The sequence below is a fragment of the Rathayibacter sp. AY1C9 genome, from assembly GCF_002932315.1.
Taxonomy (GTDB): Bacteria; Actinomycetota; Actinomycetes; order Actinomycetales; family Microbacteriaceae; genus Rathayibacter.
Window position 1 is genome coordinate 13,295 of the sequence record NZ_PSVZ01000010.1, and the last position, 22,138, is coordinate 35,432.

Consider the following 22,138-nt stretch of genomic DNA (forward strand, 5'->3'; position numbering starts at 1 on the left):
CGCGGGAGTCGAGAGTTAGGAATCCGCGATGACGCGACCGATCACCCTCTTCACCGGCCAGTGGGCGGACCTCCCCTTCGAGGAGGTGGCGCGCCTCGCGGGGGAGTGGGGCTACGACGGCCTCGAGATCGCCTGCTGGGGCGACCACATCGACGTGGCGCGCTGGGACGACGCGGAGTACGTGCAGAGCCGGAAGGACATCCTCGAGCGCAACGGCCTCCAGGTGTTCGCGATCTCGAACCACCTCACCGGCCAGGCGGTCTGCGACGACCCGATCGACGAGCGCCACCGCGACATCCTCAGCGACCGCGTCTGGGGCGACGGCGACCCCGAGGGCGTCCGGCAGCGCGCCGCCCAGGACCTCAAGGACACCGCCCGCTTCGCCGCCGCGCTCGGCGTGACGCAGGTCAACGGCTTCTCCGGCTCGTCGATCTGGAAGGGCGTGGCCATGTTCCCGCCCGCCTCCGACGAGTGGATCGCCGCCGGCTACCAGGACTTCGCCGACCGCTGGAACCCGATCCTCGACGTCTTCGAGGAGGTCGGCGTCCGCTACGCGCTCGAGGTGCACCCGAGCGAGATCGCCTACGACTACTGGACCGCCAAGCGCACCCTCGAGGCGATCGGCCACCGCGCCTCGTTCGGCTTCAACTTCGACCCGTCGCACTTCGTCTGGCAGCAGCTCGACAGCGTCGCGTTCGTGCTCGACTTCGCCGACCACATCTTCCACGTTCACGTGAAGGAGTCGGTCACCAACCTCGACGGCCGCAACGGCGTCCTCGGCTCGCACCTGCCGTGGGCGAACCCGCGCCGCGGGTGGACCTTCGTCTCGACCGGGCACGGCGCCGTCCCGTGGGAGCCGGTGTTCCGCGCGCTCAACGCGATCGGCTACACCGGCCCGACCAGCGTCGAGTGGGAGGACGCCGGCATGGACCGCCTCGACGGCGCCCCCGAGGCCCTGGCCTTCGTGCGGAAGCTCAACGCGATCACGCCGCCGGCCGACGCCTTCGACGCGGCGTTCTCGACCTCGCGCGACTGACCGTCCGCCGCACGCCTGCGTCCCGGAGGCCGGAAGGACCGACTGCCCGCGAGGGCCGTCCGGGCCTCCCGGCCTCCGTCGTGCTGCGACCGCGTCCGCAACCGGGGCCAGGACGCTGCAGCGGGCGCCGAACGGGCCGGAGAGGGCGATCCGACCTCGATCGCCGACGTGATCCAGGTCGGTCTCGGCGGCGGGCCCCCCGCCCCGACCCGGCGGCTCGCCGGGAACGACGGAACGGCCGACCCCCGCAGGGAGCCGGCCGTCCGGCCTCGCAGGATCTACAGGCCCTGGGAGAGGCGGTAGTACGCCGCGTTCGAGCGGATGTCGGACTCGAAGCCGCGGAGGGTGGTCGACTCGTCGATCACGAGGAGCTCGACGCCGGCGATGCGGGCGAAGTCCTCCCACGCCTCCAGCCCGATCTGCGTCGTCATCACCGTGTGGTGCGCGGCACCGGCGGTGATCCAGGCGGCGGCGCTGGTGCCGAAGTCCGGGGCGGGCTGCCAGACGGCGCGGCCGACGGGCAGGTGCGGGAGCGTCTGGGGCGGCTCGACGTTCTGGACCTTGTTCGCGACCAGGCGGAAGCGCTCGCGGACGTCGCTCAGGGCGACCACCACGGCGGGGCCGGCGTCGGCGGTGAAGACCAGGCGCACCGGGTCCTCGCGGCCGCCGATGCCCAGCGGGTGGATCTCGAGCGAGGCGCGCTTCGACGACAGGGACGGCGACACCTCGAGCATGTGCGCGCCGAGGATGAGCTCCTCGCCGGGCGTCATGTCGTAGGTGTAGTCCTCCATCAGGCTGGTGCCGCCGGGGAGGCCGGCGCCCATGACGGCGGCGATGCGGATGAGGACGGCGGTCTTCCAGTCGCCCTCTCCGCCGAAGCCGTAGCCGTCGGCCATGAGGCGCTGCACGGCGAGTCCGGGGAGCTGGCGGAGCCCGCCGAGGTCCTCGAAGCTGTCGGTGAACGCCTCGAAGCCGCCCTCCTCCAGGAACGAGCGCAGGCCGATCTCGACCGCGGCGCCGTAGCGGAGCGACTCGTGGCGCTCGCCGCCGGGGAGCAGCTCGGGGACCACGTCGTAGCTCACGAGGTACTCCGCGACGAGGGCGTCGATCTGCTCGGAGGTGGCGGCGTCGACGCGCTCGACGAGCTCGTTCACGCCCCAGGTGTTGACGCTGACGCCGAGGCGGATCTCGGCCTCGGTCTTGTCGCCCTCGGTGACGGCGACGTTGCGCATGTTGTCGCCGAAGCGGGCGACCTTCATGCTCTGCGAGGCGGACCAGCCGGCGGCCGCGCGCGACCAGGTGCCGATGGCCTCGGTGACGCGGGCGTCGCTCGCGTGGCCGACGACGGTCTTCCGGGGCACGCTCATCCGGCTGAGGATGTAGCCGTGCTCGCGGTCGCCGTGCGCGGCCTGGTTGAGGTTCATGAAGTCGAAGTCGATGTCCTGCCACGGCAGGGCGACGTTTGCCTGGGTGTGGAAGTGCAGCAGCGGCTTGGCGAGCGCGTCGAAGCCGTGGATCCACATCTTCGAGGGGCTGAAGGTGTGCATCCAGGTGATGACGCCCACGACGGAGTCCTCGGAGTTCGCCTCGATCATGGTGCGGCGGATGGCGTCGGAGCTCTTCAGCACCGGCTTCCACTCGACGGTCACGGGGATCGCGCCCGCCTCGTTCAGCTGTGCGACGACGGCCTGCGACTGCTCGGCGACCTGGCGGAGGGTGTCCTCGCCGTAGAGGTCCTGGCTGCCGGTCAGGAACCAGACGGTGCGGGTGGCGAGGTCGGGGATGATGCTCTGGTACACGCTCATGCGATGGCTCCGGTGGGGTTCTGTCCGTAGACGTTCTGGTAGCGGTCGAACAGGGCGTCGATCGACTCCTGCGGGATGGGGACGAGCTCGCCGCCCTGGCGCGCGAGGTGCACGGTGCGGGCGACGTCCTCGGCCATGACGGCCGCCTTGACGGCGTCCTTCGCGTCCTTGCCGATGGTGAAGACGCCGTGGTTCTGCATCAGGACCGCCCGCGAGCGGTGCCCGCTGAGGGTCGCGACGATGCCGCGGCCGATGGAGTCGTCGCCGATGATCGCGAACGGACCGATGGGGATCTCCCCGCCGAACTCGTCGGCCATCGCGGTGATGACGCAGGGGATCGACTCGGCGCGGGCCGCCCACGCGGTCGCGTAGGTGGAGTGCGTGTGCACGACTCCGCCGACCTCGGGCATCTCGCGGTACACGTAGGCGTGCGCCGCGGTGTCGCTGGAGGGGCTGCGGTCGCTGCCGGGGGTGCCGGGGACGACGTTCCCGTCGAGGTCGCAGAGGATCATGTTCTCGGGCGCGAGGTCGTCGTAGGAGACGCCGCTGGGCTTGATCACGAAGAGGTCGGCGCCGGGCACGCGGCCCGAGATGTTCCCGCCGGTCCAGATGACGAGGCCGTAGCGGACGAGCTCGGAGTGCAGCCGCGCGACGTCCTCGCGGACGCGGGCGATCGCCTCCTCGACGGCGGGGGTCTGGGTGGTCATGCGGTGGCTCCCTGGTTCTGCGGGTCGGTGAGGGTCTCGACGGCGGTCTGCTCGACGGCGAGGCCGGCGCGGTAGCGCTCGAGGTAGGCGGAGAAGCCGGCGACGTCGTCCGCGTCGGGGGCGACGGTCTCGAAGCCGGAGTCGCCGAAGACCTGATCGGTGAGGTACGCGTCGAGCGCGACTCCGCTCTGCAGGCGGTAGGCGGCGAGCACCGCCATGCCCCACGGGCCGCCCTCGGAGGCGGTCGCGGCGACCGAGACGGGGGCGTCGAGCGCGCCGGCGAGGAAGCGCTGGGCGACCCCGGCGGTGCGGAACATGCCTCCGTGCGCGAACATCTCGTCGATCCGGACGCCCTCCCCTGCGAGGACGCGCATGCCCAGCGCCAGGGTGCCGAACACGCCGTAGAGCTGCGCGCGCATGAAGTTGGCGAGCGTGAGGCGCGAGTCGGGGGTGCGCACGACGAGCGGGCGGCCCTCGACCAGGCCGGCGATCGGCTCGCCCGCGAGGTGGTTGTAGGCGAGCAGTCCGCCCGCGTCCGCCTCGCCCTCGAGCGCCTCGGCGAAGAGGGTGCCGTAGACGGCGTCGCTGTCGGAGGGTCCGCCGGACGCGGCGGCGAACCGCGAGAACAGGCCGACCCAGCCGGCGAGCTCGCTGGCTCCGTTGTTGCAGTGGACCATCGCGACGAGGTCGCCGGCGGGGGTCGCGACGAGGTCGAGCTCGTGGTGCACGCTCTCCAGCGGGCCCTCGAGGACGACCATGGCGAAGATGCTGGTGCCGGCGCTGACGTTGCCGGTGCGCGGGGCGACGGAGTTGGTCGCCACCATGCCTGTGCCGGCGTCGCCCTCGGGCGGGCAGGCGGGGGCGCCGGGTCGGAGGGAGCCGGTGGGGTCGAGCAGGAGCGCGCCCTCGGCGGTGAGCGAGCCGGCGTCGGCGCCCGCGGGGAGCACGGCGGGCAGCAGCTCGCGCAGCGGCTTCACGGCGCCGGCCGCGCGCTCGTCGTAGAGGTCGACGACGCGCTGGTCGTAGTCGCGGGTCGCCGGGTCGGTCGGGACCATGCCGGAGGCGTCGCCGACTCCGAGGACCTTCTCGCCGGTGAGGCGCCAGTGCACGTAGCCGGCGAGGGTGGTGAGGAAGTCGATCCGCTCGACGTGCGGCTCGGAGTCGAGGACCGCCTGGTGCAGGTGCGCGAGCGACCAGCGCAGCGGGATGTTGGCGCCGAACAGCTCGGTGAGCTCGGCCGACGCGGGCCCGGTGCTGGTGTTGCGCCAGGTGCGGAACGGGACGAGCAGTCCGCCGTCCGCATCGAAGGGGAGGTAGCCGTGCATCATCGCCGAGACGCCGAGCGCCCCGACGGAGGAGAGCTGGACGCCGTGGCGCGAGGAGGCGTCGGCGACGAGGTCCGCGTAGGCGGCCTGGAGCCCCGCGTGGACGGCGTCGAGGGAGTAGGTCCAGCGGCGGTCGACGAACTGGTTCTCCCACTCGTGGCTGCCGACGGCGAGGACCACGGACGGGTCGGCCGCGTCGACCAGGCACGCCTTGATCCGGGTGGAGCCGAGCTCGATGCCGAGGGCGGTGGCGCCGCTCGTGATCACGTCGGCGGGGGTGGGCCTGCGCTGGTCCATCATGCTCCTCGCTCGGGCGATGTGACCGTTCACAAAGCCCCGGGTCAGCGTAGGCGAAACGGCTCGGGGTCGGCAAGCGAGGGGCCCGCCGACGGGGTCCGACTGCTCCTCCTCCGCCGCAAGCCCCTTCCGCCGGGGCCGCCCGCTTGGTCGCATGAGGCATGCGTGAGATCAGACTCGTCACCCGCCTCGAGAACGCCGCCGCCCTCGATCCGCTCGTCGGCCGGGTGAAGCGGGCCGTGAACGCGGTGGTCCGGCCGCAGCCGGTGCGGGACGTGCTGCACGGCGTCCCGGTCGGCCACCCCGTCCATCCGCTGCTCGTCCTCGTGCCCACCGGCGCCTGGGTGTCGGCGGCGGTGCTCGACCTGCTGCCGGGGAACCAGCGGGCGGCGCGGACCCTCGTCGGCGTCGGCGTGATCAGCGTCCTGCCGACCGCCGCCTCCGGCTTCACCGACTGGTCGGAGCTGCACGAGCAGCAGACCCGCGTCGGGCTGGTGCACTCGGCGGCCAACGTGGTCGCGACGGGCCTCTACGCCGCGTCGTGGGTGCAGCGCCGCCGCGGGCGCACCACGAGCGGGAAGGTGCTCGGGATGCTCGGGCTCGCCGTCGTCTCGGGCGGCGGCTACCTGGGCGGCCACCTCAGCTACCGGCAGGCGGCGGGGGCGAACCACGCGGAGGACGTGCCGCACCGCTTCCCCTCGGGCTGGCAGGAGCTCGGCGCCCTGGCGGACCTGCCGGAGCGCACGCCGGTGAGGAGGGAGGTCGCGGGCCTCCCCCTGCTCGCCTTCCGGCGGGGCGAGCGGATCGACGTGCTCTCGAACGTCTGCAGTCACCTCTCGGGCCCGCTCGACGAGGGCGAGGTCTCGGCGGACGGCTCGGGGGAGGCGTGCGTCGCCTGCCCGTGGCACGGCAGCGCCTTCTCGCTCGAGACCGGCGAGGTGCTGCGGGGGCCGGCCACCTCGCCGCAGCCGCGGTTCCAGACTCGGGTGCGCGAGGGGCGCGTGGAGGTGCTGCTGCCGCACGCGGGGTGAGGCGGGGGCCGGTGCTGCTCAGGCCTGAGTCGTCGACGCCCGCTCCACCAGCACCGGCGGCACCGGGCGGTCGACGGCGGGCTCCTCGCCGCGCAGCTCCGCGAGCACGACGCCGATCGTGCGGCGGCCGACTTCCGCGAAGTCCTGGCGGATGGTGGTCAGCGGCGGCTGGTAGTGCGCCGCCTCGGGGACGTCGTCGAAGCCGACGACGCTGAGGTCCTCGGGCACGCGCAGTCCCCGCTCGGTGCAGGCGTGCAGGAGTCCGAGGGCCATCTGGTCGTTGCCGGCGAACACCGCGGTCGGCCGGGGCGAGGAGTCGAGGAGGCGGAGGCCGGCGCGGTAGCCGGACTCGGCGCTCCAGTCGCCCTCCACGACGGCGACGGGGTCGAGGCCGGCCGCGCTCATCCCGGCGCCGAAGCCCTCGAGCCGCGCCTGCGCCTCCACCCAGTGCTGCGGACCGGCGAGGTGCGCGATGCGGGTGTGGCCGAGGCCGACGAGGTGCTCGGTCGCCAGTCGCGCTCCGGCTGCCTGGTCGACGAGGAGCAGGGAGTCGGCGCCGCGGTCCGTCGCGCCGAGCGTCACCGACGGGACGCCGATCGCGAGGCTCTCGATCGCCTCCAGCGCGCGCTCCTGCGGGGCGAGGACCACGATCGCCTCCACCGACTCCCGCTGCAGGTGGGCGAGGCCGTCGGCCAGCGACTCCGCGTCCGGCGCCGCGTTCACGACCGGGACCCGGTAGCCCGCGTCGCGCGCCGCCTGCTCGATCGCGGCCATCGCGGTGGCGGTGCCGTAGAAGCTGTGGCTCTCGGCGGCGAGGATCCCGATCAGGCCGGAGCGGCTCGTCGCCAGGGCGCGGGCGGCGGCGCTGGGGCGGAAGCCGAGGTCCTCGATCGCGGCGAGCACGCGCTCCCGGGTGCGCGGCCGCAGCTGGGAGCTGTCGTTGAGCACGCGCGAGACCGTCTGGTACGACACTCCGGCCCGCACCGCGACGTCGCGGATGGTCGGCGCGCGGTCGAGGGGCATGGCGACACCGTAGCGGTGCGTGCGCCCCCGCCCCCTCCCGCGAGACGCCTCCCGGGTGCGGGTTCGTCGGCGGGTCGCGTACCGGAGTGGCGTCCCGCGGGCGCGGGTCAGGGGCCGCCGAGCCAGTGGTCGATGCGGTGGTGGTCGGGGGTGAAGCCGTGGTCGACGCCCCAGAGGACGGCCTGCGTGCGGCTGGTCGCGCCGATCTTGCCGTAGACGCTGCGGATGTAGGACTTCACCGTGTTGGGGCTGAGGTAGGTGAGCGCGGCGACGTCGGCGTTGCTCTTGCCCTGCGTGATGAGCGCGAGGATCTCCGACTCCCGGTCGGTGATGCCCTCGTGGCGGCCCGGCCAGTCGAGGCCCGGTGCGCTGCCCGCCCGCCGCGGAGGATCGCTGACGACGACCTCGCCCGCCGCCACCCGCTCGAGCGCGGCCACCAGCTCCCGCGCCGGCAGGGTCTTGGAGAGGTAGCCGTGGACGCCCTGCTCGAGGGCGTCCGCGATGAGCGTCGGCGCGAAGTTCCAGGTGTAGACGACCACGTGCTCGGCCCGCTCGTTGCGCACCAGCTCCGCGATCTCGTGGTGGTCCGACTCCGGCTGGGCGAACGAGTCGTAGAGGACGACGTCGATCCGATCGGAGAGGGAGGCGTTCGCGTCGATCTCGGCGACGACCACCCGATCGCGGTAGTGGTCGAACATGTGCGCGAGGCCCGTGAGGACGACGTCGTAGTCGTCGACGAGCGCGACGGTGAGGGGCGCGCGGCGGGTCATGGTCGGACGCTACCGCACGACTCGTCGGGGCGAGCACACCCCCAGGGGTGTACCGCCGCCTCCTCCGGGGTGGTTGCGTAGCCACCGGTCCCGCAACCGCGGAACCGATCAGCGGGCCCCCGCCCGCACAACGGAAGGACGACCGCCATGCTCGGTCTCATCATCAGCCTCATCGTCGTCGGACTCATCGCAGGAGCGCTGGCCCGCCTCATCGTCCCCGGGAAGCAGAGCATCAGCATCGGCATGACCATCGTGCTCGGCATCGTCGGCTCGTTCGTCGGCGGCTTCCTCGGCTTCCTGATCTTCCAGCACGACCCGATGGACGGCTTCTTCCAGCCCGCCGGCATCATCGGCTCGATCATCGGAGCGATCATCGTCCTGCTCGTCTACACCCGCTTCGCCGGCCGCTCCGCCGCGCGCCGCTGACCCGCAGCGCACGGCGACAGCGAGGTGGCTGCCGACCCGCGCTCCGCGGGCATGCAGGCACCACGCTGACCGGCGGCCCCGGCCCGGCTCCCTCCACGGGCCGGGCCGTCGTGCTGTCCGCGGGGTGCCCGGGCGACGACCGCGGTCTCCGACGCTGCGTCCGCGGGTTCCGACGCTCCGTCCGCGGAGCCCGCGCCGCGTCCTCCGACCTCCGTGGATCGGCGGCCGAGTCCGTCGACGCCGCGTCGGTGGCGGCCGAGTCCGTCGCCCCAGAGTCGGCAGCCGCGCAGCCCGTCGCCGCCCAGCCGCCGCGCACCGGGGTGCGCGATGCTCGGGCGATGCCGCTCGTCGTCCCCGATGCCCTCGTCCCGCTCGCGCTCCGGCTCGCCCGTGCGAACCGCACCTTCGTCAGCGCGGAGGGAGCCCGTCGCCGCATCCGGGAGCGCGCGCTCCGTCCCGCCTCCTACGGCCCGCCGCCCCGCCTCCGGCCCGGCGTGCGCGTCGACGTGGAGCAGGTCGGCTCCTGGCCGGTCTACACGATCCGCCCGCGGGTGATCCGCGGCGGCGTCGTCTACGTCCACGGCGGCGGCTGGGTGAACGAGATCGCGCCCCAGCACTGGTGGCTCGCCGCCCGCATCGCCGACGAGGCCTCCGTCGCGGTGACCCTCCCGATCTACCCGCTCGTGCCCTTCGGCACGGCGCTCGAGGCGCGCGACGGCGTCCGAGGCCTGGTGCTGCGAAGTCTGGAGCGGCACGGCGCGACCTGCCTCGCCGGCGACTCGGCCGGCGGCCAGATCGCCCTCTCGACGGCTCTCGCCCTGCGCGACGACGGGGTGGTCCTGCCGCGCACCACCCTCGTCTCGCCCGCGCTCGACCTCTCCTGGAGCAATCCGCGCATCCAAGAGGTGCAGCCGACCGATCCCTGGCTCGGCACCCCGGGCGGTCGCGTCCTCGCCGAGAGCTGGCGCGGCGCCCTCGACCTGCTCGATCCCGCGGTCAGCCCGCTGTTCGGCGACCTGGCGGGTCTCGGTCCGCTCACCGTCTTCAGCGGCACGCGTGACGTCCTCAATCCGGACGCCCACGTGCTGGCCGAGCGGGCGGCGGCCGCCGGGGTCCCGTTCGAGCTCCACGAGGCCGTCGGGCAGGTCCACGTGTACCCGCTCGTGCCCACGCGGGCCGGCCGCGAGGCGCAGCACGACCTGGTCGAGGGGCTCCGCGCGGCGGTCTGACCACCGGCCGGCCCAGGCGTCCGGCAGGCTCCTCTCAGTCCGTCTTCCGTATGGCGGACGGCGCCTCCGCCCGCTCGTCCACGACGTCGAGGCGAGCCAGCGCGTTCGCCGTCCCCCGGCGGCCCCGTGTCGCGACCAGGCCGATCATCGCGGCCGCCGCGAGGACGAAGGCGAGCAGCGACCAGAAGCCGCCCTCGACGGCGAGCAGGGTCGACCAGCCGCCCGATCCCGCCGCCCAGCGCACGAGCCGCTGCCAGAGGAGCGGTCGCGGCTCGGGACGCAGGCGCACCACCGTCTCGCCGAGGGTCCGTCCGGACCGCAGCACGATCACGAGCTGGAGCAGCGGAGCGACGAACGGCAGGGCTCCGAGAACCACGTCCCCGGGGCTCGAGCGCGTGTCCACCCCCGCGAGCACGAGGCCGACCCCGGTGATCGAGACGAGCGCGCCCGTGATGAGGCTCAGCGCGAGAACGTCGCAGAACATGCCGAACGCGCGGCGGCGGATCGTGACCGGGCGCGCCAGCTCCGGCACCGCGCCCTCGGTCCGGCGGGTGAAGAGGAGGAGGACGGGGGAGAGGAGGGTGCCGAGCAGGGCGCCGGCCGTGTTGGCCAGCAGGTCGTCGACGTCGAAGAGCCGGTAGGCGCACGGGTAGAGGAACCAGTCGCCCGTGAGCTGCGTGACCTCGATGAGGAGCGAGACGGCGAAGCCGACGACGGTGCCGCCGATCAGCCCGGCGACGAGGCGCCCGCGCAGAGCGAGGTGTCGGACGAGCATCCCGAGGGGGACGAAGAAGACCACGTTCAGGAGCACCTGCGCGGACGCGGGGTTCGTCAGCAGCGCGCGGGGCCCGTCGATCCCGCCCTCCTTCGCGATGTCGCCGACGAAGGCGAACAGGCGCAGCTGCGGACCCGATCCGGTGCGGCAGGCGGCGGCGACCGTCGCCTCGTCGGGCAGGGGGAGGAGCGTGTAGGTGACGAGGGCGAGCGCGTAGACCACGGCGGCGAAGGCCAGCACCGCGTTGCCGATCCCGAGGACGCCGCGCCGCCGGTACTGCAGGGCGGCCCAGGGCACGAGGCCCACGAGGGCGACGGCGGAGCCGAACAGGAGGGCGAGCACGGCGGAGGTCATGCGTCGACAGTAGGAGAGCGGAGGCCCTTCTCGACCGCCCGGCGCATCAGGGGCCTCTGACAGCGCGGTTCGTCCCTCCCCAGCGCGGGATCCGGGCGCTCCTCCACGGATCCGAGCGATCCCCGTCCGCCGCCTCCACGCCCTGCTAGCGTTTCCTGGGTCGCGTCCAAGAAACGCGTGCACCCCCGACCCCTCCACGAAAGACGTCATGCCGCTGCGCTCCCGCCTCCTCGCCCTCCCCGCCGCCGTCGCGGCCGCCGCGCTCCTGCTCAGCGGCTGCACCGCCGAGACGCCCGACGCCTCCAGCACCCCCGTCGACGGCGGGACGCTGACCTACGCGTCCGGCGACGCCGAGCCCACCTGCCTCGACCCGCACGTCGGCGGCAACTACCCGCAGGCGCTGCTCGCGACGCAGGTGCTCGAGTCGCTCGTCTCGCGCGACGCCGACGGCACCATCACGCCGTGGCTGGCCGAGTCGTGGACCGTCTCGGACGACGCGCTCAGCTACGACTTCACCCTGCGCGAGGGCGCGACCTTCACCGACGGCACCGCCCTCGACGCGGAGGCGGTCGCCGCGAACATCGCGCACCTGCAGGACCCGGCGACCAAGTCCTCCACCGGCTACCTCGCCGTGGCGAAGGTCGCCTCCGTCACCGCGGTCTCGCCGACCGTCGCCCGCTTCACCCTGACCGCGCCGGACAGTGCGCTGCTCGAGTCGCTCGCGCAGCCGTGGACCGCGATCGAGTCGCCCGCCGGCATCGCCCGCGGCGAGGCGGCCAACTGCGAGGCGCCCGTCGGCACCGGCCCCTTCACCGTCTCGGAGTGGGTCAAGCAGGACCACGTGACCCTCACCCGCAATGAGGCCTACGACGCGTCGACCGGCCCGACCGGGGACGGCCACGAGGGCCCCGCGCACCTGGCGAGCATCACCTGGCGCTTCATCCCCGACTCCGCCACCCGCTATGCGGCGCTGCAGTCGGGCGAGGTCGACGTGCTCGACAACGCCCAGCCCGACACTCTGAAGGCCGCGACCGGAGCCACCGACCTCGTCGAGCTCGACGCGCCCCGGCCCGGCTCGGTCAACCGCCTCGAGCTCAACTCCGGGCAGGTGCCGTTCGACGACGAGTCCGTTCGCGAGGCCTTCGTCCGCGGCGTCGGCGTGAACGACGCGATCGACTCCCTCTTCTTCGGCACCGCCGAGCGCTCCTACTCCCCGCTGTCCAGCCGCGAGGCGACCGCGTACTCCGACCCGTCGCTCTTCGAGGACGCCGGGTCCGACTCCGAGACGGCCGCCGCCGAGGATCTGCTCGAGAAGGCCGGCTGGGTGGACTCGGACGGCGACGGCATCCGCGAGAAGGGCGGCACGCCGCTGACGCTGCGATTCCCCGTCAGCACCAACCAGTCGATCCCGGCCGAGCAGTCGCTGTTCGAGCAGATCCAGGCCTCGGCGAAGACCCTCGGCTTCGACGTGCGGATCAGCCTGCTCGACCTGTCGAGCTGGTACACCGCGCTCGCGTCGAACGAGTACGAGCTGGTGAGCGCCCCGTACACGAAGGTCGGACCCGACGTGCTGCGGATCCTCTACTCCTCCTCGGGCATCACCCCCGCGCCGAGCGGCTACTTCGCCAACCACGCGCAGATCGCCGACCCCGCGCTCGACTCGCTGCTTGAGCAGGCGAGCGCCACGACCGACGAGGACGCCCGCGCCGACCTGTACGAGCAGGCGCAGCGGATCGTCCTCGAGGGCTACTGGATTCTGCCGCTCTACGACCAGCAGAACCACTACCTGCACCGGTCGGCCGTCCAGGGCCTCGTCGCCCTCGACACCGTGTCGACCCCCTGGTTCGCCGACGCCTGGGTCTGACCCGGCCCGGAGAGCCGCCTGCACCGATCGAAGAGCGGACGCATGCCGGTCGAGTAGTCGCCGCGGCGGCGCACCGAGACCCCGCGATCGGACGGGCGGAGCTCGAGACGCCCGCTCCGCGGGCTGCTCGATCAGCAGGGGTCCGTCCTCCATGCTGGTCGAGTAGCCGCCGTCTGTCGCGCGTCGAGTCCCCGTGCTCCGGAGGGAGCGGGCCTCGACGACGCCCCGCCCCCTCCACCGCCCCGACCAGAGAGGACGCCCGCCCGCATGATCCGTCGCGTGCTCCTCCGCCTCGGTGGCGCCCTCGTGGTGCTGTGGGCCGTCGCGACCGCCGTCTTCGTCCTCATCCGCCTCGTCCCCGGCGATCCGGCGCAGGCGATCCTCGGCGGTCCGGGCTCGCAGGCGTCGCCCGAGGCGCTCGCCGCGGTGCGGGAGCAGTACGGCCTCGACCAGCCGCTCCTCGTGCAGTACCTGGCGCAGCTCGGCAGGCTCGCGCGCGGCGACCTCGGCACCTCCTACTCCCTGCGCACTCCCGTCGCGCAGATCCTCGGCGAGCAGCTGCCCGGCACCCTCCTGCTCGCCGTGCTCGCGCTCACCGCCGCATGGATCCTCGCGCTCGCGACCGCCCTCTGGTCGACCCGGGGCGGCCGCCTCGCCGCCGCGGTCGGGTCCGGCCTCGAGCTCACGGCGGCCGCGCTCCCGCACTTCTGGCTGGCGACCGTGCTGATCGCCGTCTTCGCGACCGCGCTGCGCTGGCTGCCCCCGGTCAGCACCGGGTCGCCCGCCGGGCTGGTGCTGCCGACGCTCACCCTCGCGATCCCGCTGGCGGGCTTCCTCGGCCAGGTGATGCGCCGCTCCCTCCTCGACGCGCTGGAGTCGCCGTTCGTGCTCGCCGCTCGGGCGCGCGGCGAGGGCGAGTTCGGCGTCCGCGCCCGCCACGCCCTGCGCCACGCGGTGCTGCCAGGGGTCTCGCTCTCGGGCTGGGCGTTCGGCTACCTGATCGGCGGGGCCGTGGTGGTCGAGACGATCTTCGCGAGGCCGGGGCTCGGCCGGACTCTGCTCGCGGCGGTGACCATCCGTGACGTGCCGGTGGTGACGGGTGTCGTGCTGGTCACGGCGCTGGCGTACATCGTCGTGACGCTCGCCACCGATCTGCTGACCCGCGTGATCGACCCGCGGCTGGCCCGGCGGGAGGCGGTCGCGTGAGCGAGCTCGAACTGCGCGCCGCCCGCCCGCTCCGCCGGGGTCCCTCCCGCCTCCGCGCCGGCGAGGTGCTGGCCGCGTTCTTCGTCGTGCTGCTCCTGCTCGCCGCCGTCGCGCCCGGGCTGCTCGCCCCCTCCGATCCGCTCGCCGTCGCCCCGCGCGACGCCTTCACCCCACCGGGTGCCGCGCACCTGCTCGGCACCGACGAGTCCGGTCGGGACGTCCTCAGCCGCCTCATCGCGGGGGCCGGCGCGTCCCTCCTGATCGGCGCCAGCGCCACCGCGATCGGCCTCGTCCTCGGCGCGGTGCTCGGGGTGGTCGCGGCTTTCGGCGGCCGCGTCGTCGACGGCGTGATCGGCCGCGTACTCGAGGTGCTCTTCGCCTTCCCCGCGCTCCTGCTCGCGCTGCTCGTGATCGTGGTCACGGGTCCCGGAGTCGTCCCCGCCACCATCGCGGTCGGCCTCTCGACCGCGCCGGGGTACGCCCGCATCCTGCGCACGCAGCTGCTCGGCATCCGCGACTCCGGCTACGTCGAGGCGGCGCGCGTGCTGGGGCACGGACCCGTCCGCATCCTCGTCCGGCACGTCCTCCCCAACACCTTCGGGCCGCTCGCCGTGCTGGCGACCCTCGGCGTCGGCCAGGCGATCGTCTGGGCCTCGGCTCTCAGCTACCTGGGCCTGGGCGCCGAGCCGCCCGCGCCGGAGTGGGGCGCGATGCTCTCCGCGGGCCGCACCTACCTCGCGAGCGCGTGGTGGCTGACCGTGTTCCCGGGACTGGCGATCGTGCTGACCACGATCGCGACGACGGTCCTCGGCGGGCGTCTGAGGGGTGCGCGGTGAGCGCGGTCGTCGTCGAGGGGCTCCGGGTCGCCTTCGACGGAGTCGAGGTGGTGCACGGGGTCTCGTTCCGCGTGGAGCCGGGGGAGTGCGTCGCGATCGTCGGCGAGTCCGGGTCGGGCAAGAGCGTCACCGCGCGAGCGCTGCTGGGGCTGAGCGGAGGCGCCGTGACCGGGAGCGTCCGCGTCGGCGGGACCGAGGTGGTCGGAGCGGGCGAGCGGGAGCTGCGGCGGCTGCGCGGCGGATCCGTCGGCTTCGTCCCGCAGGACGCGCTGCTCTCGCTCGACCCGCTGCGCCCGATCGGCCGCGAGATCGGCGACGTGCTCCGCCTCCACGGCCGCCTCCCCGCGGCCGAGCGCGTGCAGCGGACGGTCGAGGCCCTGGCGAGCGTCGGCATGCCGGAGCCGACCGAGCGGATGCGGGAGCGCTCGGGCGACCTCTCCGGCGGGCTCCGCCAGCGCGCCCTCCTCGCGGCGGCCGTGGCGCTCGATCCGCCGCTGCTCGTCGCCGACGAGCCGACCACCGCGCTCGACGTGACCGTGCAGGCCCGCGTGCTCGAGCTCTTCGCCGAGCAGAAGGGGCGCGGCCGGGCGCTCGTCCTGGTCTCGCACGACCTCGCGGTGGTGGCGGGCCTCACGGACCGCATCCTCGTGCTCGCCGACGGCCGCGTGGTGGAGGAGGGGACCGCGGCCGAGGTGCTGCGCGCGCCCCGCAGCCCCGAGGCCCGCGCGCTCGTGGCCGCCGTCCCCGCAGGGCGCCCGCGCGGTTCCCGGCTCACCGACCCGACCGCACCGGCGACCCCGCCCGAGACTCCCGGCGAGGTCGTGGTCGCGGCCCGCGGACTCGCCGCCCGCTTCCCGCTGCCCGGCGGAGGAGTGCGGGTCGCGGTCGACGACGTCGACCTCCGGCTGCGGCGCGGCGAGACCGTCGGGCTCGTCGGCGAGTCCGGGTCGGGCAAGAGCACGGTGGCCCGGCTCGTGCTGGCGCTGCGGCGTCCGGACGCGGGCGCCGTCGAGCTGTTCGGCGAGCCGTGGTCGGCAGCGACCGAGCGCTCCCGCCGTCCCCGCCGCCCGCGGATCGGCGCCGTCTACCAGGACAGCCTCTCCTCGTTCGACCCGCGCTGGAGCGTCGGCCGCCTCCTCCGCGACGCCGGCGCCGCCTCCGTGCCCGCGCTGCTCGAGAGCGTGGGGCTCGACCCCGCCCTGGAGCGGCGCTCGCCGCGGACCCTCTCCGGCGGTCAGCGCCAGCGCGTCTCGATCGCCCGGGCGCTGGCGACGCGCCCCGACGTGCTGATCTGCGACGAGCCCGTCTCGGCCCTCGACGTGTCGGTGCAGGCGCAGATCCTCGACCTGCTCGACGACCTGCAGCGCCGTCACGGCCTCGCCCTCCTCCTCATCTCGCACGACCTCGGCGTGATCGCGCACATGAGCGATCGCATCGCGGTGATGCGCGAGGGCCGGATCGTCGAGGCGGGGCCGGCCGCGTCGCTCCTCGCCGCACCGCAGGAGGAGTACACGCGCCGCCTGCTCGCCGCCGCCCCGCGCCTCGAGCGCTGAGCCGTCCGCGGCGCGGCCCCCGCGCAAGCCCGCGCCGCGAATCCGCCGCACCTCCACCACGTGTCGGACCTGCGGCGTAGCGTTGCCGAGGTGATGCGCCCGACGACCCAGACCCTCGGCCAGCTCCGTGCCTCCGGGCACGTGCAGAAGAGCCTCCGCACCGAGATCCGCGACAACCTGCTCGACGCCCTGCGCGAGGGCCGCGATCCCTGGCCGGGCCTGCACGGCTTCGCCGAGACGGTCATCCCGCAGGTCGAGCGCGCCGTCATCGCCGGCCACGACATCGTCCTGCTGGGCGAGCGCGGCCAGGGCAAGACCCGCCTCCTGCGCACCCTCGTCGGCCTGCTCGACGAGTGGACGCCCGTCATCGAGGGGTCCGAGCTCGGTGAGCACCCCTACGAGCCGATCACCACGGAGAGCCGCCGCCGCGCGGAGGAGCTGGGCGAGGACCTGCCCGTCGGGTGGAAGCCCCGCGAGGAGCGCTACGTCGAGAAGCTGGCCACCCCCGACACCAGCGTCGCCGACCTCATCGGCGACGTCGACCCGATGAAGGTGGCCGAGGGCCGCAGCCTGGGCGACCCGGAGACCATCCACTTCGGCCTCATCCCGCGCAGCCACCGCGGCATCGTCGCGATCAACGAGCTGCCGGACCTGGCCGAGCGGATCCAGGTCGCCATGCTCAACGTGATGGAGGAGCGCGACATCCAGATCCGCGGCTACGTCCTCCGCCTCCCCCTCGACGTCCTCGTCGTCGCGAGCGCGAACCCGGAGGACTACACGAACCGCGGCCGGATCATCACGCCGCTGAAGGACCGCTTCGGCGCCGAGATCCGCACCCACTACCCGACGGCTCTCGTCGACGAGGTCGCCGTCATCCGGCAGGAGGCGGACCTCGTCGCGACCGTGCCCGACGCGCTCATCGAGATCCTCGCCCGCTTCACGCGGGCCCTGCGCGAGTCGAGCTCCGTCGACCAGCGCAGCGGCGTCAGCGCCCGCTTCGCCATCGCCGGCGCCGAGACGATCGCCGCCGCCGCCCTGCACCGCGCCACCCGCCGCGGCGAGGAGGAGGCGGTCGCCCGCCCCATCGACCTCGAGACCGCCGTCGACGTGCTCGGCGGCAAGATCGAGTTCGAGTCGGGGGAGGAGGGCCGCGAGGACGAGATCCTCGACCACCTGCTCCGTCAGGCCACCGCCGAGACCGTCCGCGCCCACCTGCGCGGCGTCGACCTCGGGCCGCTCGTCGAGGCGGTCGAGAACGGCGCGATGATCACGACCGGCGAGCAGGTGACCGCCCGCGAGTTCCTGGCCGGCCTGCCGCTGCTGGGCGAGGCCCGCGTGTACGACGAGGTCGCCGAGCGCCTCGACGCCGTGGGGGAGGGGCGCCGCGCCGGAGCGGTCGAGCTCGCCCTCGAGGGCCTCTACCTCTCGCGCAAGCTGAGCAAGGAGACGGGCGGGGGCGAGGCCGTCTATGGCTGATGCTCCGCGCGGCAACCGGCGGCTGAAGCGCGACGCGCGCTACGCGAAGTACGACGGGGGACCCGATCCGCTCGCTCCTCCGGTCGACCTGAAGGAGGCCCTCGACGCGATCGGCGAGGACGTGATGGGCGGCACCTCGCCCGAGCGCGCCCTGCGCGAGTTCCTCCGCCGGGGCACCCGCGACCGCGAGGGCCTGGACGACCTGGCCGCCCGCGTCGCCCAGCGGCGTCGCGAGCTCACGCAGAGGAACAACCTCGACGGCACGCTCCGCGAGATCCGCGAGCTCCTCGACAAGGCCGTCCTCGCCGAGCGCAAGCAGCTCGCCCGCGACACGCAGATGGACGACGGCGACCGCGCGCTCGCAGAGATCCAGCTCGACAGCCTCCCGCCCTCACCGGCCGCGGCCGTCTCGGAGCTCCGCGACTACCGCTGGCAGAGCCCCGAGGCGCGCGCCGACTTCGAGCGGATCCGCGAGCTCCTGGGCCGCGAGATGCTCGATCAGCGCTTCGAGGGGATGAAGCAGGCCCTCGAGAACGCGAGCGACGAGGACCGCGCCGCGATCGACGCGATGCTCCGCGACCTGAACGAGCTGCTCGAGGCGCACGCGCGCGGGGAGGACACCCCCGAGCAGTTCGACGCCTTCATGGAGCAGCACGGCGAGTACTTCCCCGAGGGCCCGGAGTCGGTGGACGAGCTGATCGACGCGCTCGCCGCCCGCGCGGCCGCGGCCCAGCGGATGCGCAACTCGATGACCGCCGAGCAGCGCGCCGAGCTCGACGCCCTCGCCCAGGAGGCCTTCGGCACGCCGGAGCTCATGCAGTCCCTCGGCCGCCTCGACGAGACCCTGCGGGGGCTCCGTCCCGGCGAGGACTGGGGCGGCTCCGAGCGGATGGACGGCGAGCAGGGGCTCGGCCTCGGCGACGGGACGGGCGTGTTCCAGGAGCTGGCCGACCTCGACGCCCTCGCCGACCAGCTCGCGCAGACGGACCGCTCCTCCCTCGACGACCTCGACCTCGACCTGCTGGCGAAGCGCCTCGGCGAGGACGCCTCCGTCGACGCGCAGACGCTGAAGCGCCTGGAGCGGGCCCTGCGCGACTCCGGGACCCTGCGCCGCGGCTCCGACGGCCGCCTCGCCCTCAGCCCGAAGGCCATGCGCCAGCTCGGCAAAGCGCTCCTGCGCGACATCGCCGAGACCGTCTCCGGCCGTCAGGGCGCCCGCGACGTCCGGCGCGCGGGCGCGGCGGGCGAGCGCTCCGGAGCGACGCGCTCGTGGGAGTTCGGCGACACCGAGGCCTGGGACATCCCCCGCACGGTGACCAACGCCCTCACCCGCACCGCCGGCGAGGGCCGACCGGTCGGCTCGGGGGTGCGCATCCTGATCGACGACGTCGAGGTGCAGGAGACGGAGGCGCGCACGCAGGCCTGTGTCGCGCTCCTCGTCGACACCTCGTTCTCGATGGCGATGGACGGCCGCTGGGTGCCGATGAAGCGCACCGCGCTCGCCCTGCACACCCTGATCAGCAGCCGGTTCCGCGGAGACGCGCTGCAGCTCGTTGCCTTCGGCCGACGCGCCGAGGTGATGGACGTCGAGCAGCTGGTGGGCCTGGACGCGGAGTGGGACAAGGGCACGAACCTGCACCACGCGCTGCTGCTGGCCAACCGGCACTTCCGCAAGCACCCGAATGCGCAGCCGGTGCTGCTCATCGTCACCGACGGCGAGCCGACCGCGCACCTCGAGCCCGACGGCGGCGTCTTCTTCGACTACCCGCCGGACCCGCTGACGGTCGCCGTCTCGGTCCGCGAGCTCGACGCGTCGCTCCGCCTCGGCGCGCACACCACGTTCTTCCGCCTGGGCGACGACCCGGGCCTCGCGCGCTTCATCGATTCGCTCGCCCGCCGGGTCGGCGGCTCGGTGGTGAACCCGGAGGCGGAGGACCTGGGAGCGGCCGTCGTCTCCTCCTACCTCGGCGCTCGCGGCGCGGGTCCGGGAGGCGGCGGGACGCCCGGCGAGGAGCTGTTCGGCCGCGGCTGGAGCTTCTGAGCCGCTCAGGATGCAGGAGGGATCCGCTCCCGCGCCTGAGGATCAGCGCGTCTCCGCCGCTCCGGAGGCGTTCGTCCCGAGTTCCGACCGCGCCCGGCTCAGAACAGCGGCCAGGGCACCGCGGGCATCCCGCCCCGCGGGCCCGGGAAGCGGCCGAAGGAGCCGAGCCGCTCGCAGCGCTTCGCGAACGCGGCGACCTCGTCCTCGGTGAGCAGCTCCGAGAGCGCCTCGCCGAGCGGTCCGTCGATCTGCGCGCGCAGGAGCGCCAGCGCCGTCAGCTCCTCCTCGAGCAGCGGTTCGCCGATCCAGCCCCAGAGGACCGTGCGCAGCTTGTGCTCGGAGTGGAAGGTGAGGCCGTGGTCGACGCCGTAGCGGTGGCCGTCGGGCAGCGCGAGCACGTGCCCGCCCTTCCGGTCCGCGTTGTTGGCGACCACGTCGAACACGGCCATCCGGCGCAGCGCCGTCGAGTCCTCGTGCACGAGGGAGATGTCCCGGTCCTCCTCGTCGCTGCCGTCGAGGACGTGCCGCCATCCGTCGGGCACGGCGTCGGCGGGCACCAGGTCGACCGCGTCCTGGTCCGGATCGATGTACTGCCAGAGCTGGACCATGCCCGGCCCGAGCGGACCGTCGCGGAGCCACGTGCGCGGCACCACGTTCCAGCCGAGCGCCTCCGAGACGAGGTAGGCGGCGACCTCGCGGCCCGCGAGCACGCCGTCCGGGAAGTCCCACAGCGGCTTCTCGCCCGAGATCGGCTTGTAGACGACGGACGTCTCGCCGAGCTGCGCGAGGAACGTCGCGTTCGAGGCGATCGTGATCCGGCCGGCCAGCTCCAGCTCGCCGTCGAGCCCGCCCGGGTCGCTCATGCGAGCGGGCAGTCGTGCCCGTCGGGATCCATCGGCTCGCCGCAGCGGGGGCAGAGCGGACGTCCGGCGCCGACGACCTCGAGGGTGCGCTTCGCGAAGGCGCGCGCCGTTCCGACCGGGATCTTCACCTGCAGCATCTCGGTGGGCTCGGGCTCCTCCTCGGAGTCGTCCTCCGCCTCGGTCAGCGGGTAGGCCTCGATCACGATCTGCGCGGTGGACGGGTCCCAGCCGAGGCTGAGACCGCCGACGCGGAACTCGGGCTCCACGGGCTGGTCGAGCGGGTCGTTGTCGACGAGCTCCGGGGGAGTGCCGGCGGGGACGCTGACCGGGTTGCCCTGGGCGGTCATCAGCTGGTCGAGGATCTCGTCGATCTTCTCGGCGAGGAGGGCCGACTGCTGCTTCTCGAGGCCGACGCTGACCACGCGGGGCCCGGTCTTGGCCTGGAGGTAGAAGGAGCGCGAGCCGGGTGAGCCGACGGTCCCCACGACGACGCGATCGGGCCAGTCGAATCCGTGCACGATCGGAGGCATGCCCCCAGTCTACGAGCGCCCGCCTCCGCGGTGGCTGCGCGCGTCGGGCTCGGGCGGCCTGCTGATCGAGCAGCCGTCTCTTCTGCTGACCGAGCCCCCCGCGGAGCGGGCGCATCGAGATCCACCGCCGCCGAGCACCCGCGTCCCTGCCGCTCGGTCGAGCCCTGAAGCGGCCCTCCCGAACCGCGCCTACTCGTGCCCCGCCCCGCCCCCCACAGCGGCGTCCGCCACGGGGGCCGCCTTCCGCAGCCAGCCCAGGTCCCCGGCGTCCGTGTTCATCGCGACGACCTCGGGCCGCCCCGCGCCGTAGCGGATGATCGACACCGACGCCGGTCCGACGCTGAGCCTCTGGAACAGGTCGAGGTGCATGCCGAGCGCGTCCGCGAGGATCGCCTTGATCGTGTCTCCGTGGCTGACCGCCGCCCACACCGCGCCGGCCCCGTGCTCCTCCGCCACCGCCGCGTCGTGCCGCCGGATCGCCGATACGGCCCGGGCCTGCATCGCGAGCATCCCCTCGCCGCCGGGGAACACCACCGCGGAGGGCTGGTTCTGCACCGTCGCCCAGAGCGGCTCCGTCGCGAGATCCCGCAGCGAGCGCCCCGACCAGTCGCCGTAGTCGCACTCGGTGATGCCCTTGTCGATCACGGTCGCCGGCGATCCCGTCTGCCGCTCGAGGACGAAGCGCGTGGTCTGCCGGCACCGCTCGAGCGGGCTCGACACCACGGTCGCGAGCTCGACCGCCGCCAGCCGCTCCCCGGTGCGCGCCGCCTGCGTGCGTCCGACGTCGTCGAGCCGCACTCCGGCGGTGCGTCCGGCGAGGATCCCCGCGGTGTTCGCGGTGGTGCGTCCGTGCCGGACGAGGAGGAGCGTGGGCATGGGGCCAGCGTAGGCGGCCGTGCTCCCGCCCCGCCCCGTCGGACCACCGGGGCCGCGCCGGCGCGTTCAGCGCGACTCCATCGCGGGACGGATGCCCCGGCCGCAGCGCCTGCCT

General features: G+C 74.0%; 19 protein-coding genes. 10 read left to right on the forward strand and 9 right to left on the reverse strand.

Features of this window, described 5'->3' with window-relative positions; all coding sequences use genetic code 11:
- Positions 1-28 precede the first annotated feature (28 nt).
- Positions 29-1,036, forward strand: coding sequence for a sugar phosphate isomerase/epimerase (locus C5D09_RS08785; RefSeq protein WP_104226056.1), 1,008 nt, complete (start codon positions 29-31; stop codon positions 1,034-1,036).
- Between the two features lie 278 nt (positions 1,037-1,314).
- Here C5D09_RS08785 and araA read toward each other — a convergent pair whose 3' ends face one another.
- The 3 genes from araA to C5D09_RS08800 are packed head-to-tail and all read right to left on the reverse strand — an operon-like array spanning position 1,315 to position 5,170.
- The gene (gene araA, locus C5D09_RS08790) at positions 1,315-2,841 is read right to left on the reverse strand and encodes an L-arabinose isomerase (RefSeq protein ID WP_104269109.1); all 1,527 of its coding nucleotides are present in this window, start codon (positions 2,839-2,841) and stop codon (positions 1,315-1,317) included.
- Entirely contained in the window at positions 2,838-3,548 is a 711-nt protein-coding gene (locus C5D09_RS08795; protein ID WP_104224687.1) for an L-ribulose-5-phosphate 4-epimerase, read from the reverse strand. The genes araA and C5D09_RS08795 overlap by 4 nt, the downstream gene beginning before the upstream one ends.
- Positions 3,545-5,170 (reverse strand): xylulokinase, encoded by a 1,626-nt coding sequence (locus C5D09_RS08800; RefSeq protein ID WP_104248018.1) that lies wholly within the window; start codon positions 5,168-5,170, stop codon positions 3,545-3,547. Before C5D09_RS08800 ends, C5D09_RS08795 begins: the two co-directional genes overlap by 4 nt.
- Before the next feature lie 161 nt (positions 5,171-5,331).
- On the opposite strand from C5D09_RS08800, the gene C5D09_RS08805 reads away from it, so the two are divergent.
- Positions 5,332-6,201, forward strand: coding sequence for a Rieske 2Fe-2S domain-containing protein (locus tag C5D09_RS08805; protein ID WP_104269110.1), 870 nt, complete (start codon positions 5,332-5,334; stop codon positions 6,199-6,201).
- Between the two features lie 18 nt (positions 6,202-6,219).
- Here the strand turns inward: C5D09_RS08805 and C5D09_RS08810 are convergent, their stop codons facing one another.
- The gene (locus C5D09_RS08810) at positions 6,220-7,224 is read right to left on the reverse strand and encodes a LacI family DNA-binding transcriptional regulator (RefSeq protein WP_104269111.1); all 1,005 of its coding nucleotides are present in this window, start codon (positions 7,222-7,224) and stop codon (positions 6,220-6,222) included.
- A 107-nt stretch (positions 7,225-7,331) separates the two neighbouring features.
- Positions 7,332-7,994 carry a response regulator transcription factor gene (locus C5D09_RS08815; protein ID WP_104225041.1) on the reverse strand — a complete coding sequence of 221 codons (663 nt, stop codon included), beginning with the start codon at positions 7,992-7,994 and terminating at the stop codon, positions 7,332-7,334.
- Between the two features lie 147 nt (positions 7,995-8,141).
- On the opposite strand from C5D09_RS08815, the gene C5D09_RS08820 reads away from it, so the two are divergent.
- Positions 8,142-8,420, forward strand: coding sequence for a GlsB/YeaQ/YmgE family stress response membrane protein (locus C5D09_RS08820; RefSeq protein WP_104225042.1), 279 nt, complete (start codon positions 8,142-8,144; stop codon positions 8,418-8,420).
- A gap of 338 nt (positions 8,421-8,758) precedes the next feature.
- Positions 8,759-9,649 (forward strand): alpha/beta hydrolase fold domain-containing protein, encoded by an 891-nt coding sequence (locus C5D09_RS08825; protein ID WP_104269145.1) that lies wholly within the window; start codon positions 8,759-8,761, stop codon positions 9,647-9,649.
- Between the two features lie 34 nt (positions 9,650-9,683).
- Here the strand turns inward: C5D09_RS08825 and C5D09_RS08830 are convergent, their stop codons facing one another.
- Positions 9,684-10,778: a VanZ family protein gene (locus C5D09_RS08830; RefSeq protein ID WP_181027251.1), complete on the reverse strand. Its 1,095-nt coding sequence runs from the start codon at positions 10,776-10,778 to the stop codon at positions 9,684-9,686.
- A 208-nt stretch (positions 10,779-10,986) separates the two neighbouring features.
- On the opposite strand from C5D09_RS08830, the gene C5D09_RS08835 reads away from it, so the two are divergent.
- From C5D09_RS08835 to C5D09_RS08860, 6 genes are all read left to right on the forward strand, one after another.
- Positions 10,987-12,642, forward strand: a complete 1,656-nt coding sequence (locus C5D09_RS08835; RefSeq protein WP_104269113.1) for an ABC transporter substrate-binding protein — start codon at positions 10,987-10,989, stop codon at positions 12,640-12,642.
- Between the two features lie 267 nt (positions 12,643-12,909).
- Complete coding sequence (locus tag C5D09_RS08840) at positions 12,910-13,848, forward strand: ABC transporter permease (RefSeq protein WP_104269114.1); 939 nt, start codon at positions 12,910-12,912, stop codon at positions 13,846-13,848.
- Positions 13,845-14,684 carry an ABC transporter permease gene (locus C5D09_RS08845; RefSeq protein WP_104269115.1) on the forward strand — a complete coding sequence of 280 codons (840 nt, stop codon included), beginning with the start codon at positions 13,845-13,847 and terminating at the stop codon, positions 14,682-14,684. Before C5D09_RS08840 ends, C5D09_RS08845 begins: the two co-directional genes overlap by 4 nt.
- A complete protein-coding gene (locus C5D09_RS08850) occupies positions 14,681-16,237 on the forward strand; it encodes an ABC transporter ATP-binding protein (RefSeq protein ID WP_104269116.1) in 1,557 nt (518 codons plus the stop codon). The genes C5D09_RS08845 and C5D09_RS08850 overlap by 4 nt, the downstream gene beginning before the upstream one ends.
- A gap of 93 nt (positions 16,238-16,330) precedes the next feature.
- Positions 16,331-17,713, forward strand: a complete 1,383-nt coding sequence (locus C5D09_RS08855) for a magnesium chelatase (RefSeq protein ID WP_104249672.1) — start codon at positions 16,331-16,333, stop codon at positions 17,711-17,713.
- Complete coding sequence (locus C5D09_RS08860; protein WP_104269117.1) at positions 17,706-19,754, forward strand: VWA domain-containing protein; 2,049 nt, start codon at positions 17,706-17,708, stop codon at positions 19,752-19,754. The genes C5D09_RS08855 and C5D09_RS08860 overlap by 8 nt, the downstream gene beginning before the upstream one ends.
- Before the next feature lie 98 nt (positions 19,755-19,852).
- On the opposite strand, the gene C5D09_RS08865 is transcribed toward C5D09_RS08860, so the two are convergent.
- The 3 genes from C5D09_RS08865 to C5D09_RS08875 all read right to left on the reverse strand — a co-directional run bounded on the left by C5D09_RS08865 (position 19,853) and on the right by C5D09_RS08875 (position 22,023).
- Positions 19,853-20,617 carry an SCO1664 family protein gene (locus C5D09_RS08865; RefSeq protein WP_104269118.1) on the reverse strand — a complete coding sequence of 255 codons (765 nt, stop codon included), beginning with the start codon at positions 20,615-20,617 and terminating at the stop codon, positions 19,853-19,855.
- Positions 20,614-21,147, reverse strand: coding sequence for a DUF3090 domain-containing protein (locus C5D09_RS08870; protein ID WP_104225051.1), 534 nt, complete (start codon positions 21,145-21,147; stop codon positions 20,614-20,616). The genes C5D09_RS08865 and C5D09_RS08870 overlap by 4 nt, the downstream gene beginning before the upstream one ends.
- Before the next feature lie 189 nt (positions 21,148-21,336).
- Positions 21,337-22,023, reverse strand: a complete 687-nt coding sequence (locus C5D09_RS08875) for a histidine phosphatase family protein (RefSeq protein WP_104226042.1) — start codon at positions 22,021-22,023, stop codon at positions 21,337-21,339.
- Positions 22,024-22,138: the final 115 nt, after the last annotated feature.

Coding starts and splice junctions, on each gene's coding strand:
- C5D09_RS08830 (WP_181027251.1), bottom strand. CDS start 10,778: ATGACCTCCGCCGTGCTCGCCCTCCTGTTCGGCTCCGCCGTCGCCCTC.
- C5D09_RS08800 (WP_104248018.1), bottom strand. CDS start 5,170: ATGGACCAGCGCAGGCCCACCCCCGCCGACGTGATCACGAGCGGCGCC.
- C5D09_RS08825 (WP_104269145.1), top strand. CDS start 8,759: ATGCCGCTCGTCGTCCCCGATGCCCTCGTCCCGCTCGCGCTCCGGCTC.
- C5D09_RS08875 (WP_104226042.1), bottom strand. CDS start 22,023: ATGCCCACGCTCCTCCTCGTCCGGCACGGACGCACCACCGCGAACACC.
- C5D09_RS08805 (WP_104269110.1), top strand. CDS start 5,332: ATGCGTGAGATCAGACTCGTCACCCGCCTCGAGAACGCCGCCGCCCTC.
- C5D09_RS08785 (WP_104226056.1), top strand. CDS start 29: ATGACGCGACCGATCACCCTCTTCACCGGCCAGTGGGCGGACCTCCCC.
- C5D09_RS08840 (WP_104269114.1), top strand. CDS start 12,910: ATGATCCGTCGCGTGCTCCTCCGCCTCGGTGGCGCCCTCGTGGTGCTG.
- C5D09_RS08795 (WP_104224687.1), bottom strand. CDS start 3,548: ATGACCACCCAGACCCCCGCCGTCGAGGAGGCGATCGCCCGCGTCCGC.
- C5D09_RS08815 (WP_104225041.1), bottom strand. CDS start 7,994: ATGACCCGCCGCGCGCCCCTCACCGTCGCGCTCGTCGACGACTACGAC.
- C5D09_RS08820 (WP_104225042.1), top strand. CDS start 8,142: ATGCTCGGTCTCATCATCAGCCTCATCGTCGTCGGACTCATCGCAGGA.
- C5D09_RS08810 (WP_104269111.1), bottom strand. CDS start 7,224: ATGCCCCTCGACCGCGCGCCGACCATCCGCGACGTCGCGGTGCGGGCC.
- C5D09_RS08835 (WP_104269113.1), top strand. CDS start 10,987: ATGCCGCTGCGCTCCCGCCTCCTCGCCCTCCCCGCCGCCGTCGCGGCC.
- araA (WP_104269109.1), bottom strand. CDS start 2,841: ATGAGCGTGTACCAGAGCATCATCCCCGACCTCGCCACCCGCACCGTC.
- C5D09_RS08870 (WP_104225051.1), bottom strand. CDS start 21,147: ATGCCTCCGATCGTGCACGGATTCGACTGGCCCGATCGCGTCGTCGTG.
- C5D09_RS08865 (WP_104269118.1), bottom strand. CDS start 20,617: ATGAGCGACCCGGGCGGGCTCGACGGCGAGCTGGAGCTGGCCGGCCGG.
- C5D09_RS08855 (WP_104249672.1), top strand. CDS start 16,331: ATGCGCCCGACGACCCAGACCCTCGGCCAGCTCCGTGCCTCCGGGCAC.
- C5D09_RS08860 (WP_104269117.1), top strand. CDS start 17,706: ATGGCTGATGCTCCGCGCGGCAACCGGCGGCTGAAGCGCGACGCGCGC.